The organism is Paenibacillus sp. 7541, assembly GCF_002276395.1.
Classification (GTDB): Bacteria; Bacillota; Bacilli; order Paenibacillales; family Paenibacillaceae; genus Paenibacillus_AQ; species Paenibacillus_AQ campinasensis.
Map to the genome: position 1 here is coordinate 33,307 of NZ_NQLZ01000001.1, position 13,221 is coordinate 46,527.

At 46.6% G+C, this 13,221-nt stretch carries 11 protein-coding genes and 1 pseudogene; 4 read left to right on the forward strand and 8 right to left on the reverse strand.

The annotated features are described in order from the left end of the window. Positions 1 to 61 precede the first annotated feature (61 nt). On the forward strand, positions 62 to 2,326 hold the full coding sequence (locus tag CHH75_RS00195; RefSeq protein ID WP_141235791.1) for an MFS transporter: 2,265 nt from the start codon (positions 62 to 64) through the stop codon (positions 2,324 to 2,326). Positions 2,327 to 2,485: 159 nt separating this feature from the next. Here the strand turns inward: CHH75_RS00195 and CHH75_RS00200 are convergent, their stop codons facing one another. From CHH75_RS00200 to CHH75_RS00210, 3 genes are all read right to left on the reverse strand, one after another. Then, positions 2,486 to 2,968, reverse strand: a complete 483-nt coding sequence (locus CHH75_RS00200; protein ID WP_483310894.1) for an SRPBCC family protein — start codon at positions 2,966 to 2,968, stop codon at positions 2,486 to 2,488. Between the two features lie 103 nt (positions 2,969 to 3,071). Continuing rightward, positions 3,072 to 3,833 carry an SDR family NAD(P)-dependent oxidoreductase gene (locus CHH75_RS00205; RefSeq protein ID WP_095397117.1) on the reverse strand — a complete coding sequence of 254 codons (762 nt, stop codon included), beginning with the start codon at positions 3,831 to 3,833 and terminating at the stop codon, positions 3,072 to 3,074. A gap of 74 nt (positions 3,834 to 3,907) precedes the next feature. Beyond that, positions 3,908 to 4,291: a MerR family transcriptional regulator gene (locus tag CHH75_RS00210; RefSeq protein WP_095266450.1), complete on the reverse strand. Its 384-nt coding sequence runs from the start codon at positions 4,289 to 4,291 to the stop codon at positions 3,908 to 3,910. Positions 4,292 to 4,527: 236 nt separating this feature from the next. Between CHH75_RS00210 and CHH75_RS00215 the strand changes: the two genes are divergently transcribed. Beyond that, positions 4,528 to 5,283: an SDR family NAD(P)-dependent oxidoreductase gene (locus CHH75_RS00215; RefSeq protein WP_095266449.1), complete on the forward strand. Its 756-nt coding sequence runs from the start codon at positions 4,528 to 4,530 to the stop codon at positions 5,281 to 5,283. A 448-nt stretch (positions 5,284 to 5,731) separates the two neighbouring features. Here CHH75_RS00215 and CHH75_RS00220 read toward each other — a convergent pair whose 3' ends face one another. From CHH75_RS00220 to CHH75_RS00235, 4 genes are all read right to left on the reverse strand, one after another. Beyond that, positions 5,732 to 6,226: a GNAT family N-acetyltransferase gene (locus CHH75_RS00220; protein WP_095397118.1), complete on the reverse strand. Its 495-nt coding sequence runs from the start codon at positions 6,224 to 6,226 to the stop codon at positions 5,732 to 5,734. Between the two features lie 308 nt (positions 6,227 to 6,534). Beyond that, a complete protein-coding gene (locus tag CHH75_RS00225) occupies positions 6,535 to 7,329 on the reverse strand; it encodes an SDR family NAD(P)-dependent oxidoreductase (RefSeq protein WP_095397119.1) in 795 nt (264 codons plus the stop codon). A 50-nt stretch (positions 7,330 to 7,379) separates the two neighbouring features. Beyond that, positions 7,380 to 8,408 carry a helix-turn-helix domain-containing protein gene (locus CHH75_RS00230; RefSeq protein WP_095397120.1) on the reverse strand — a complete coding sequence of 343 codons (1,029 nt, stop codon included), beginning with the start codon at positions 8,406 to 8,408 and terminating at the stop codon, positions 7,380 to 7,382. Positions 8,409 to 8,580: 172 nt separating this feature from the next. Beyond that, positions 8,581 to 9,177 (reverse strand): TetR/AcrR family transcriptional regulator, encoded by a 597-nt coding sequence (locus CHH75_RS00235; protein ID WP_095266446.1) that lies wholly within the window; start codon positions 9,175 to 9,177, stop codon positions 8,581 to 8,583. A gap of 322 nt (positions 9,178 to 9,499) precedes the next feature. Here CHH75_RS00235 and CHH75_RS00240 point away from each other — a divergent pair. Then, positions 9,500 to 10,381: pseudogene (locus tag CHH75_RS00240) on the forward strand (ABC transporter ATP-binding protein). 23 nt (positions 10,382 to 10,404) lie between these two features. Continuing rightward, the gene (locus CHH75_RS00245; RefSeq protein WP_095397121.1) at positions 10,405 to 12,018 is read left to right on the forward strand and encodes an ABC transporter permease; all 1,614 of its coding nucleotides are present in this window, start codon (positions 10,405 to 10,407) and stop codon (positions 12,016 to 12,018) included. A 167-nt stretch (positions 12,019 to 12,185) separates the two neighbouring features. On the opposite strand, the gene CHH75_RS00250 is transcribed toward CHH75_RS00245, so the two are convergent. Next, positions 12,186 to 13,157 (reverse strand): LacI family DNA-binding transcriptional regulator, encoded by a 972-nt coding sequence (locus CHH75_RS00250; RefSeq protein ID WP_255222917.1) that lies wholly within the window; start codon positions 13,155 to 13,157, stop codon positions 12,186 to 12,188. Between the last annotated feature and the right edge of the window lie 64 nt (positions 13,158 to 13,221).

Consider the following 13,221-nt stretch of genomic DNA (forward strand, 5'->3'; position numbering starts at 1 on the left):
TAATCCATTCAGTGCTAAATCGTGGGAGCGAAGTGAACAGAATTCGAAAGGCGGAACATCCATGAAAATAATCAGTCCAAATACTCAAAAGGGAGGTAAAGGAAGGTCGTTACCTAAGCTTTCTCTACCCAATGTCACTCCCCTTGACTCAAGTTGGAAGGGAGCCGTACTCGCTTTATCTTTCGTAACGTTATGCATTGTATTCGTGCAAGCGTATTATTATCTTGGATCACGGGGCATTACGGACTACTTCGTAGGTACCTTACTATCCCTGGTTGCAATCCTGATTGTTACGGGCATCATTGCCGGGCTGTTACATTGGGCGAAAAAAATACCTTCGCGTTATATATGGTTTATGACGGCTTCATTTTGTTTGCTGCTGATCAGCTTTTTAGGCCCCATGCCTCTAACGTTGCTTGTTCTTTTTTCCATCATCCTTACCTCTTCCCTGCTTGGCGCCTTGCTTTACCGCTTAATGAAGGGAGCATATCGCGATGCCGCAAGATGGGTCAGAGTAACGGCAGGCGGAGGCGCTGCTGCGGTCTTCGTTTTGATCAGCGTGCTGGGATACTGGCTCACGAGCGATGGTCATGCTGAGCTTCAAGTTCCCTACCCACTGCAAACCGTCAAAACATCGGAGAAATACCAGACGACCATGGCCGATCCGTCGGAACCCGGAGCATTTCGCGTAAAATCCATAACCTATGCAAGTGATCCAACGTACCGTAAGGATCTTGACGTCGAAGGACGACTGACGACAGAATCCGTTGACGGTTCTGCCTTTGTGGGCAACTGGAGTTCCCGGCGGACAAGCACTTTTGGCTTTGGTCCGGAAGCCATGCCGTTAAACGGCACGGTCTGGTATCCTGATGGCGATGGCCCCTTCCCGCTAGTGTTAATTGTACACGGTAACCATCTAGCGACGGACTTTTCCGATCCGGGCTATGCCTATTTGGGCAATTTGCTAGCAAGTCGTGGATATATTTTGGCTTCGATTGATGAGAATTTTCTGAACATTTCACCGTACGACGATCTGTTTATTCTTGATGGATTGAAAGACGAAAATCGCGCTAGAGGTTGGTTGTTACTGGAGCATTTGAAGACGTGGGATGAGTGGAACTCCGTTGAAGGAAATCCGTTCTATGGCCAAGTCGACATGCAACATATCGCGCTGATGGGACATTCTCGAGGGGGCGAAGCCATTGCAATAGCTGCGGCTTATAATGAATTGACGACATATCCCGAGGACGCAAACATCAAGTTCGACTACCATTTCATCATTCGTTCGCTTATCTCAATTGCTGGTACCGACATGCAATACAAACCAAGCGGTCAACCGATTGAACTCCAGGACATAAACTATTTAGCCCTGCACGGCTCCAACGATATGGACGTCAACTCTTTTGTTGGAGCAAATCAATATTACCGTACTCAATTCTCAGATAACAGCGAATTCTTCAAATCTTATGTTTACATTTATGGTGCGAATCATGGACAGTTCAACACTGTATGGGGAAGACACGATGCTATAGGGGTGGGAAACATGCTGTTTAACAACGCCGAACTTCTCCCTGGTGAACAACAGTTTCGCGCGGCGGAAGTGCTGATCTCATCCTTTTTAGAGGCCACCCTCAAGCAGAATGACCAATACCGAATGGTGTTTAAAGATCTGGGATACGCCAGGGAATGGCTGCCTGAAACGATGTATATTAGCAATTATTGGGATGGGAACACCACTATGATCAGCAGCTATGAAGAGGATTATGATCCCGGGACAACGACGTTGCCCGGTGGACGCTTGGAAGGAGAGTCACTTAAAGCCTGGATGGAAGACAAAGTGAAGATGGAACTTACGGATGACCAATACAGCGCAGTTTCCTTGGAATGGGATAACACGGCTGCACCATCCACTCCTGCCTACAAAGTCATTCTGCCCGATTCGGGTATCGAAATGTCTGAGAAAAGCACCATAGTATTTTCAATAGCAAACAATGATGCAGATCGTAAGACCGGTGAAACGGACGCGTTAGTCGATTTGACGGTATCTGTGGAAGATAAATACGGAAACGTCAGCCGCTTGCCGTTAAGCCACGTATCTCCTCTGCTTCCCATGTTTGAAGGAGTCCTCACAAAACGGCCGCTTGGATTCATTCAGACAATCAAGGAGCCGATCTTTCAAAACTTCACCTTTGATGTGTCTGACTTTATCAATGCGAACTCCAACTTGGTGCCGCAGGACATCAGAAAAATCAGCTTTGTTTTTGACCAAACCGCGAAAGGTAACGTTATGATTAAGGACATCGGCATTCGTAACAACAAACGCTAACAGCAAATGGCCTAATAAATAGATAAACGCGCATAACCCCAAATATCCCATCTTGAACCGCATATATTACGTCAGGTTCAAGATGGTTATTATTTTTAATCCCGACCTCAATAAGGCTTGAGCTAGCTATACCGATTGCCTTAGAATGATCTGATAATTTTAACGTTCCATATTAAATGCTTCACTATAGATTTTACGCAGCTTTGTTGCGTTATCGTGCCACTTAATTGGTTTATCATTAATGATCTGGTCCAATACATCCAGACACCTATGCCATCCTGCTGCGGTATTAACTGCCCATGAATCATCGCTAAAAGTATGGGTAAAGATCATTCGACACCCGCTACCCTCTTCCTGCAATGATATGTTTATCAGATCATCAACTTCACGGAAACCAAATATATAGGGCTTTTCTAACTCTGTAATGGTACCCTGATATGTCGTTCCTTCACCGTCATCGAAGGCAATCTTGCCACCAAGTCTGAGATCCATCTCCCCTGTTGCGAAAGGGTACCATTGGGAGAAGTAACTAGGCTTCGTAATGACAAGGAAAACAGCTTCTGGATTATGAGGGAAAAATCGTTCAAATCTTAAAGCATAACGACCGTTTGACTCATGTAGTGTACCGTATTCATTCATCATTTCATTCCCCTTCTTTTTATTCTTGAAGTATTGCTATCCACCACTAATTGTTCAAAAAACAATTACAATTTGTTTAGGGATTCGATCGTGTTTCGCCAAATGCTCAGATCGCCGGCATCACGTTGCCGCCGCTGACTGGGATATATGCTCCGGTGATGAAGCTGGCTAAGTCTGAAGCCAGAAAGACAACGGCATTCGCGATCTCCTGATCGGTGCCGCGTCGCTTGAGCGGCACACGCGCGATATAATCGTCGCTTTCAGCAATGCCGTTCGTGCGCTCGCGTTCGCTGATGGTCCAGCCCGGGGCTACCTGGTTGACCGTAATCTGATGTTCGCCGACTTCCTTCGCCAGCACCCGATAAACGCCGTCCATGCCCCTTTTGCCAGCTACATAAGCGGATTGAGACGGGAAGTTCTGCATGGAGCACTCAGTGTTAATACCGATGAAACGTCCGCCCTTCTTCTCGATCATGGCTGGTATGAAAGCCTTCGCCAGATAAACATTTTGCAGAACGCAGGACTCGAATTGACTCGTATAGTCCTCGGCCGGCTGCTCCAGCACAGAGGTCCACTTGTACTGTACAACCGCGTTCGCAACGACAATGTCTACCTGACCCAAGCTGGCCTCGACGTTTTGTTTCAGCGCCTCAATAGAATCCTGCTTTGTGACATCTGCCTGGACAGCAACGGCGCGTCTCCCGAGCGCCTCGATTGTGTTCTTCAGCTCCAGCGCTTTCGCTTCGTTGCTATGGTAATGCAAGGCAATATCCGCGCCGCATTCCGCAAGCGTGCGGGCGATGACACGCCCAAGCTCTCCCGTCGCCCCCGTTATCAAGGCTGTTTTTCCGGAAAGATCGATCTTCATAAGTCGGTTCTCCTTTTCCCTAGCAATTATTGTCCAATATATTAACATACACAAGATAAGCCGTGTGAACGATGTCAAATTTTTATGCTAGTCTTTTCAAGCTGTGATTCTAATACATCATATAGAGCGAGTTTATAATTTATTTTGTCCAAATTAAAATAGAGTTCCCTTATACTATTTTCAATTTCTTTTTTATGAAGAAGCATCATCCTTTTTCGTTCCGAAATCGTCGAATCTCCCTCTTTATACAAGTTCACATACTTCTGAATTTGAGCAATCGGCATTCCTGTCGCCCGAAGTGCAGTAACAAAGTGTATCCAGCTTAAATCTTCTTCGTCATATAACCGTTTTCCATTTTCATTTCTCTTCACATGTGGAAGCAGTCCTTCCTTTTCGTAATATCGAAGAGTTGGAGCCGCGATTCCTGTCAATTCAGTTACTTCTCCTATTGTCCACATTAGTAAGGTTTCATCTCCTTTCCCTTAAAGTTTACTTTAAATGATTTCTTGGCTTTTTTAATTAAATCACGCTAAATTATTTGCCGTAAACAAAGGTTCGAAAGCGATGAAAGCACAGAATTTCTCTATTTAATTATATAATTATTAATTCGCCAAAAAAACCTTGACTTCAAGTGAACTTTATTTCTTATGATAACTGTGTAATAAATAATGATGCAAGAGAGGATGAAGTTACAATGAGAAATATCTCGATCGTCACTGGCGGCAGCCGCGGACTTGGTCGCAATACTGCCATCAGTATTGCGCGTCATGGCGGTGATGTCATCCTGACCTATCGCAGCCAGGTAGAAGAAGCAAAGTCTGTTGTTGCTGAAATCGAAGCTCTGGGGCGTAAAGCAGTGGCGCTACAACTCGATGTTGGAAACATCGCCAGCTTTGCGGCCTTTGCCGAGACAGTCCGTTCGACCTTGCAATCGACTTGGGATCGCCCCACGTTCAATCATCTGGTGAACAATGCCGGTCACGGAGAAATGAGCGACTTCGCCGAGACAACAGAAGCGCAATTCGACAGCCTGTTCAATGTGCATGTCAAGGGTGTGTTTTTCTTGACTCAGGCCCTTCTGCCACTTCTCGCAGATGGTGGCCGTATTGTGAATTTCTCATCTGGTCTTACTCGCGTATCTTATCCAGGATTCTCCGCCTACTCTGCGGCGAAGGGAGCGGTCGAAATTCTGACCATCTATATGGCTAAAGAACTTGGTCACCGAGGTATTACCGCCAATACTATTGCGCCTGGGGCAATCGAAACCGATTTTCTAGGAGGCTCTGTACGCGACATACCTGCATACAACGACACGTTTGCCTCGATGACAGCACTTGGTCGAGTCGGTCTGCCCGAGGATATCGGTCCTGTAGTCGCCAACCTGCTTGAATCTGACAATCACTGGGTTAATGCACAAAGAATCGAAGTCTCAGGTGGTCAGAATATCTAATCGCAAATCGTCACAGTGAGCAGCCCGCTAGGAAAATTTAGGTCACTAAGTATTGACGAGAAGTTTCCTACCCTAACCCCCCCTTGTTTTATAGGGGGGTTCTTGGTTGTCGACTTGAATTCATCCTACTTTCGCAGATAGTCTGCAGAGGGTACTCATCCTATTGGAGATTACTAAAGCTTTCACCATTTAACGCATTTTTTGTTCCGCTGTGTAATGTTCAACAGCATGCTTGAATGATCTTAATAAGAAGGCTCTCGCCCCTTCCGCTCAGGATCGCGGGGAATAAAAGCTTCGCAATATCGTTAGGATTGGTTACACCATCGCTTGATGAGCATACATCCAATAAACGTATCGTATAGCGATAAAAAAATAAAAGCCGCTATAATAGCGACTTCTATCAGACCGTATCGTGTCCCCAGCCAACAGGGTGCAGCTCGTGAGGGTTCTAGGCCGAAGGGGACTGAATATCAAGTTTCATGGTCCAGGACGTTCCGGAAATCCCCCAATAGACAAATCCCAGGTGTTGATATAACTTCACGGCGGAAGAATTATGGGGGTCGACGCTCAAGGAAAGCGATGGGTATCCATCGCGCTCTGCCTGTTTGATGATTTCATGCATTAAGATTCGTCCGATTCCGCTTCCTCGATATTCTGGGTGGACTGCGATGCCAAGCTCCGGTGTATTGTCATCGACGTACCCGTAACCCTTGTTTGTTGCGTCGAACAATCTGTACCATACCGCCCCCGCGAGATGACCATCCCGGAGAGCTACTAATGCCCGGTCTCCTTCTCTCCCCCAGCCTTCATGATATTTCTTAAGAGATGGTGTGTTAAGCAGCTCATGCTTCGCCGGCTTCCCCTCCAGGATGTGAATCGATTCGTAGTGCATATCCATAAAAAAATCAAACGCATGAGGTTCTAGCGGTTTAATCGTAATCATTCATATCACCTCAGCTCTGTGGGTTATCGTGCCTATTTTACCACAGGCTATTTGGGAAAAGTCGGTTTTAATTAAACGCTCCAGCGAGCTGGTTGGTGGGTGCTGGAGCTGATGGCTCGAAATGGCACATGACTCTTTGTACTCGCTATTGAGCAATTCAGCTGGCAGTGAAGAAAGTCTTTGTCTGAGGCGTCCGGATTTCAATTCGTTGAATTGAATCCAAATGAAAATAGCCCCCCTGCTGGCCCAATGCCTGTGGGGGAGCTAACTCTCTTGTTCTGATGTTTTCTGTTAGTTAGAGCGAAGAATTAAAAGATTGTTGGTACCATGCCCCCATCCATGCGGATCGGGGATCCTTTAAAGGCGGAAGCCATCGGGCTGCAAAGGAAAGCCGTCAATCGGCCAATCTCCTCAGGTCTGATAAACCGGCCGATTTCGGATTGGGGAACGTTCTTCGTCATAAAGTCTTTCTCTTTAGCCTCGAGGCTCATCTCTTCGTTCGAATATATGCTCTCAATGATCTGCAGCACGTTCTCGGAGAGGGTCGGTCCCGGCAGGATCGTGTTCACTGTAACTTCAGCGCCGCGGGTCAACTTGGACAAGCTCTTGGATAATGACAACAGCATCGATTTGGTGACACCGTATTGAGGCATCTGTCCGGAAGGCATAACGGCTTCCTCACTTGCGATGAAGATAATACGGCCGTATTCGCGACTCATCATGGAAGGCAAATAAAACTTGCTTAAGTGATTAGCGGCAAGAAAGTTCGTCCGGAAATACTTCTCCCATACGGCATCGTCTACGTCGTCATAGGACATGATCTCATAGATGCCCATGCTATTGACGAGGATATCGACGTGGGGGAAATTCGCGAATAGAGCTTCTCTTTGCCGCGAATCGACGAGATCGGCGGTTGCATTTCGAGGTTCCGTTTCCGGGAACGCCGCTTGGATCTCAGTTACCGTGCGCTCAACGTCATCGTTGTCCCGGCCATTGATGAGTACATGAACGCCTTCCCTGGCAAGTTCAAGAGCAATCGCTTTGCCTATGCCTCTCGTTGATCCCGTTACTAAAGCTGTCTTGTTCTTCAATCCCATATCCATCTTCCTGCACTCCTTATATCTTGGATAGGGATTATGATACATTGTTGCGCCTACTCGGTAACTAGCGCCGAACGCCAATTCTCTTGCGCGGCACGCCAATTGGCTGGAGTCTCTCCTGTCCATGAGCGAAACGCGCGATAAAATGAATTTTGATCCTCGTAGCCGACGAGAAATGCGACCTCCTTGATCTCCAGCGCAGGGTCGGCCAAGTAAGCGATGGCCATCTCCCGCCTCGCTGTCGCCAGTAACTGCTTAAAGCTTACGCCTTCTTCCGTCAGCCTGCGCTGCAAGGTGCGATCGCTCATTCCGAGCTCCAAAGCTATGGTTTGAATGTCGAATCTTCCTCGAGTTAGGCATCGAGACAAGATCCACTTCACCTTATCGCTTATGGTGAGCTGACTCTGTCGTTCATCTAACGAACGCTCCAGGGCGGGTGTCAGAATCTTAAGAAGTTCTTCGTTGTACGATGTGAACGGACGGTTCAGATCTTCGCAATTCAGCGTTAGCCGGTTGCGATCTGCCTCCGTCTGTACGCGACAGCCAAAATATTCTTCAAGGGCTTGAACGTCGCCCATAGGGTGCATGAATTCGACGGACCGAGCCTTGAGGTGATGGCCGGTGCCCCGGCGCCCGAGCTCAAGCAGATAGGCGAGCGTCATGCCGACAAGCACCGGTGGTCCGGGTAGTTCGGCATGCTGCCACTCCAATTCAATCGAGCATTGATCGCCTTGTTCCAGAATCCTCAAGTTCTCCGGAGGGCACATTCGCTTATAACGCGCCATTCGGTTCAACGCGTCCCGGTAGTCGCGAGCGTGAAAGGTCGCCAAAGCATCCGGCGGATACTGAGCTGTCTCGTATGTGCTTGCAAGCTCGACGATTCCTGCAGCGATATCCCCGACTAGTTCGGCATAGGCTTGCCAGATCGAATAATATTGTGCTGTCGTGACTAACGGTTCGGTGATGACAGTTAACGGTAAACGTGCTTGGCGCGCTACATCCAGGGGTTCCACCCCGATCTTCCTCAGGCTAGTCCAGAAACCTGGCGCGATCTTGATATGGTCTGCGGAAGGATTATTCATGGCTGCCGACCTCCAAGGACAAAGTCAAATAACCATGATCCACGAAGCTCGTGGATCATGGATTCTACTGATTATAGCCTATTCGTACGGGACGAGGCTACCCCGTTCATTCATTGGTGGTGAGCTCGCAGCATGGGGATCTGCTGTTTCAACTGTGCCATAACGTAGTGCTTTATTTGCTCGGAGCAACCCCTTTTATCAGTAATTCGGTCCATTGAGCGGTATAAGGGAGAATTTTCGAGTAGATATGCGGGCTAGAGATCCCTTCAACCAGGGCCTGGAAATAAATCAGAAGAAACTCATCCGAATATTTCAGATCAACCTTACCTTCTTTACGACCGCGGTGAAACAAATCCAACATGAGACTGTAGCTTTCCTTGACGTGGTCCTGCATCATCAGAGATAATCCGTCATCGTCCTTCTCCGTAAAAAAACTCATTAAATCCAAATAAAACTGCTTGTTGATCTTCTCCAGAAAATGAATTTTTATTTGACTCATGGCTATGATCGTTTCTTCGAACGGTTTATTTTCGGCCATAATTTTTCGGGCCTCATCCCTCATTTGAGTTATAAAATACTTAAACACCTCATGGATCAGATTTTCTTTGCTCCCAAAATACTTAAAGATTGTCGTTTTACCAACATTGGCATGTCTAGCAATGTCATCCATCGTTACTTTTTCGATGCCGACTTCAGTATTTATCAAGTTAAAAGTTGCCTCCAGAACTTGATTTTTCTTCGCTTGTGTCCTCTTTTCAAAACCATTCATTCCTTATTCCTGCTTTCTGACGATTATGAATAAAAAAATATAAGAAGGCTTATAGTTCGTATTTCTCCTTCTTATTTATTATATAGCAAGTTTATGAATTATAAAATAAATATGAGTTCTAAACTTATGTTTTTTTGCATTGACTATGCGGGAATTCGGGTGTATAACTGAAACTGTAAATGAACTTTGGTTTAAAACAAGGCGAATATTATATAAATACGAACTTTTATAGGGTGTAAAGTTCACTAATTTCGAGGTTGAAGCTTTGTTTTCAAACTGGAAAGCACGTTACTAAAACTGGTTAAGAAGGAGTTTTAGTGCTATGACAAACATTGTAGAAGTACAAGGCCTGCAAAAAAGCTTCGGGAAATTCAAAGCGCTGCATGACGTGTCATTCACGGTAAATGCCGGCGAAGTTGTCGGCTTTATCGGGCCGAACGGCGCGGGGAAATCCACAACGATTCGTACGCTCCTCGGGATCATCCATCGGGATGCGGGAGATGCCAAAATCTTTGGCAAGGATGTGTAGAAGGACAGCCTTGAGATTCATAAACGAATTTCTTATGTTCCTGGGGACGTGGCGCTTTGGGGCAGCTTAACAGGCGGTGAAATCATCGATTTATTTATGAAATTACATGGCGGCGGAGACTCCAATAAACGCGACTATTTGATTAAACGGTTTGAATTGGATCCTAAGAAGAAAGCCAAGGGCTATTCCAAAGGAAATCGGCAGAAGGTCGGCCTGATCGCGGCTTTATCCGTTGACTCTGATCTGTATATTTTCGATGAACCAACTTCCGGACTTGATCCGTTGATGGAAGCCGTTTTCCAGGACGAGGTCGAAAAAATCAAGCTTGCAGGAAAAGCCATCTTACTATCCTCCCATATTTTGAGCGAAGTGGAAAGACTGGCCGATAAAGTGGTGATCATTCGCCAAGGCAAAGTGGTTGAAACCGGAACATTGGATGAGCTGCGTCACTTAACTCGTTCTAAAGTAACGATGGTCACGGAAGGCAATGTAGCTCTCATGGCATCCGTGAACGGTGTTCATGATTTTAAGCAATCCGGCAATCAAGCGACATTCTCTGCGGATAACGAATGTATCAACGATATTTTGGCCGAAGCAGCAAAATTGGGCGTCAGGAAGTTCGAATCCGTGCCGCCTACGCTGGAAGACTTATTCATGCGTCACTATGAAGTCTAAGAGCGGAAACGGAGGAGACGAAGATGCAAGAAAAATTCGCCCGTGCGCATATACTACTCGCCCAATATCTGAAACGTGATTGGAAAAAAATCATCATCTGGGTTTTAGGTTTAGGCTTGTTTTCTGCCGGATTTGTTCCGGCTTTTGAAGAAATCGGCAAAGGGCAAGGGTTGCAGGGAATGTATGAAACCATGCAAAATCCTGCCATGATTTCCATGGTTGGTCCGACACCGGTCGAGACCGGAGCAGCGTATACATTAGGCGCGATGTACGCACATGAAATGTTGTTATTCTGCGGTTTGCTTGCAATGATCATCGCTGCGTTGCATGTGGTAAGCCATACCCGCAAAGAAGAAGATCTCGGGCTGACTGAACTTGTACGCTCTTTTCAAGTAGGTCGTCAAGCCAATTCGCTTGCGGTGATTGCCGAAGTCGTCATGATTAATATTCTATTAGCGCTCGTTATTGGTGGAGTCATGACCAGCTATGGCGTAGATACGATTTCGGCCGAAGGCTCCTTTTTATTTGGCGCATCCATCGGGATGGCCGGGATTATGGGAGCCGTGATCGCTTTGGTTATGGCACAATTGATGCCGACTTCAACCGGGGCAACCGGTTCAGCGCTCGGAATTGTAGGCCTGCTATATATTTTTCGTGCAGGAACGGATGTGTCGAACGTTGATTTTTCCATGCTCAACCCTATGGGGTGGACTTATCTGACCTATCCATTTACGGATAACAACTGGTTCCCCCTAATGATGGCCGTAGGCTTCAGCCTCATAGCCGTGATCATCGCTTTTATGCTTGAAGGAGGGCGAGATATGGGGGCCGGTTATTTGCCAGAACGTGAAGGGCGAGAATCGGCAAAAAAATCATTGCTGTCCGTACCCGGCCTGTTTACCAGGCTGAACAAAGGCGTAATGATTGGCTGGCTGATTGCCTTCGTCATCATGGGAGCAGCCTATGGATCGATTTATGGTGATATGCAGACTTTTCTCGAAAGCAATGAACTCATGAGCCAAATGTTCACGATATCCGGCGCTTCCATCGAAGAATCCTTCACCGGGACTATTATGATGGTCATGATTGGATTGGTTTCAATTTTGCCAATTGCGATCGTAAACAAACTGTTCTCAGAAGAAACGCGGCGGCATTTAAGTCAGCTTTATGCTACCAAGGTGACGCGAGCTCAGCTCTATTGGACGAGTGTCATTATGGCCATCGTTGCTGGAATCATGGGCATTTTGCTGGCGTCTAGCGCTCTTGGCGGAACGGCCATTTCTGCCATGGGTGACCGCTCGTCCATGAATATGTGGGATTTTCTCGTGGCTGGTTATAACTTTCTGCCATCCGTATTTTTCTTTACGGGACTTGCCGCTTTGGCTTTAGGCTGGGCCCCAAGATTAGGGAAAGCCGTTTATGCATATCTTGGCTATTCTTTTGCATTAAACTACTTTGGCGGTATTTTGGATTTACCGGAATGGTTTGCGAAGACAGCCATTCAGAGCTGGATACCGCGGATGCCGGTAGATCCGTTTGATACGATAACCTTTATCACAATCTCGGTGATCAGTGTTGCCTTGATGGTTATGGGCCATATGGGATATGGCAAACGGGATATGGTGGAAGGAGCATAGAAGGAAGAATAAACTTCAACAAGAAAGATAACACCTCGAGTAGAAAATACCAAAAACCAGATTCCTACAACTAGGAATCTGGTTTTATCTTCACGAAAACAGAAATCAATCATGCTCCATACGACAGATATGTATCATTTCTGAACGACCGCGAAGGAATTCGTTCTTTAAGCAGAATTACGTATAATCAGCGAGGCCTTGTAGGTTTTCATTATAGGAGCGGACTGCATTCCCTTCAATCTCCGGATGAGACATTCTGTCAGATCCTTCACCATATCGGAAATGCAATGGGTTAATGTGGTTAGTTCCGGATTCGTCATCAATCCTACAGGATGGTTATCACATCCGATGACGGACAGATCTTGCGGTACGGATATCCCCTTTTGCTTTGCTGCTTTCAGTAAACCGGTAGCTACAAAGTCACTGCCTGTGATTATGCCATCCGGCAAATGATCAGTAATCAACAATTGTTCTCCCAAGGCATAACCATCCTCCATCGTCACCAGACCCGTATAACATTGCGATTTCGTACAAGCAAGTCCGAATTGTTTATGGGCTAGTTCAAACCCTCTCCATCTTCGCTCCTGCAATGGTGTCAGGTGATCCATACAGAAACATAAATGGCGGCGCCCCTTGGATAGCAAATAGGCTGTCGCCTGAAAGATCGCATCTTCCTCATCCAATCGAAAGACATCGAGAAACTCTCCGTCCATCGCTTCGTTGCATATGATTCCAATGGAAGAACCTATATATTCTTTAATTTCTCTCTCCGAGAAATGGGAATGGGCAATCACGACGGCATCCATTTCTCGACGTAACAATCGGGTATACACATCACGTTCATATGCGGGGGATAATTCGGTCTGATAGATGACCAGCTGATACCCTTCGGAGCCTAAAGATCGACTTAATGCACTAACAAGCTGACTGAAAAAGGGATGCTCCACATCCGGGATAAGCACACCGATATGATTGCTTGCCTGTAGTCGCAGCTGAACACCCTGCGTATTGCGGACATATCCCAGCTGCTTAATCGCGTTCTGTACTTTTTGTCTGCTCTCATCCGATACATGTGGATGGTTGTTTAATACACGTGATACCGTTGACTTGGAGAGACCGCTTATCCGTGAAATATCCATTATGGTGGGCAATATGATCACCTCATCTAAAGTATTGACCTGGGAACGTTCCCTGCAACTATGA

Excerpts from the sequence above, each read along its gene's own strand:
- CHH75_RS00195 (WP_141235791.1), top strand. The coding sequence starts at position 62 with ATGAAAATAATCAGTCCAAATACTCAAAAGGGAGGTAAAGGAAGGTCG.
- CHH75_RS00200 (WP_483310894.1), bottom strand. The coding sequence starts at position 2,968 with ATGATGAATGAATACGGTACACTACATGAGTCAAACGGTCGTTATGCT.
- CHH75_RS00205 (WP_095397117.1), bottom strand. The coding sequence starts at position 3,833 with ATGAAGATCGATCTTTCCGGAAAAACAGCCTTGATAACGGGGGCGACG.
- CHH75_RS00210 (WP_095266450.1), bottom strand. The coding sequence starts at position 4,291 with ATGTGGACAATAGGAGAAGTAACTGAATTGACAGGAATCGCGGCTCCA.
- CHH75_RS00215 (WP_095266449.1), top strand. The coding sequence starts at position 4,528 with ATGAGAAATATCTCGATCGTCACTGGCGGCAGCCGCGGACTTGGTCGC.
- CHH75_RS00220 (WP_095397118.1), bottom strand. The coding sequence starts at position 6,226 with ATGATTACGATTAAACCGCTAGAACCTCATGCGTTTGATTTTTTTATG.
- CHH75_RS00225 (WP_095397119.1), bottom strand. The coding sequence starts at position 7,329 with ATGGATATGGGATTGAAGAACAAGACAGCTTTAGTAACGGGATCAACG.
- CHH75_RS00230 (WP_095397120.1), bottom strand. The coding sequence starts at position 8,408 with ATGAATAATCCTTCCGCAGACCATATCAAGATCGCGCCAGGTTTCTGG.
- CHH75_RS00235 (WP_095266446.1), bottom strand. The coding sequence starts at position 9,177 with ATGAATGGTTTTGAAAAGAGGACACAAGCGAAGAAAAATCAAGTTCTG.
- CHH75_RS00245 (WP_095397121.1), top strand. The coding sequence starts at position 10,405 with ATGCAAGAAAAATTCGCCCGTGCGCATATACTACTCGCCCAATATCTG.
- CHH75_RS00250 (WP_255222917.1), bottom strand. The coding sequence starts at position 13,157 with ATGGATATTTCACGGATAAGCGGTCTCTCCAAGTCAACGGTATCACGT.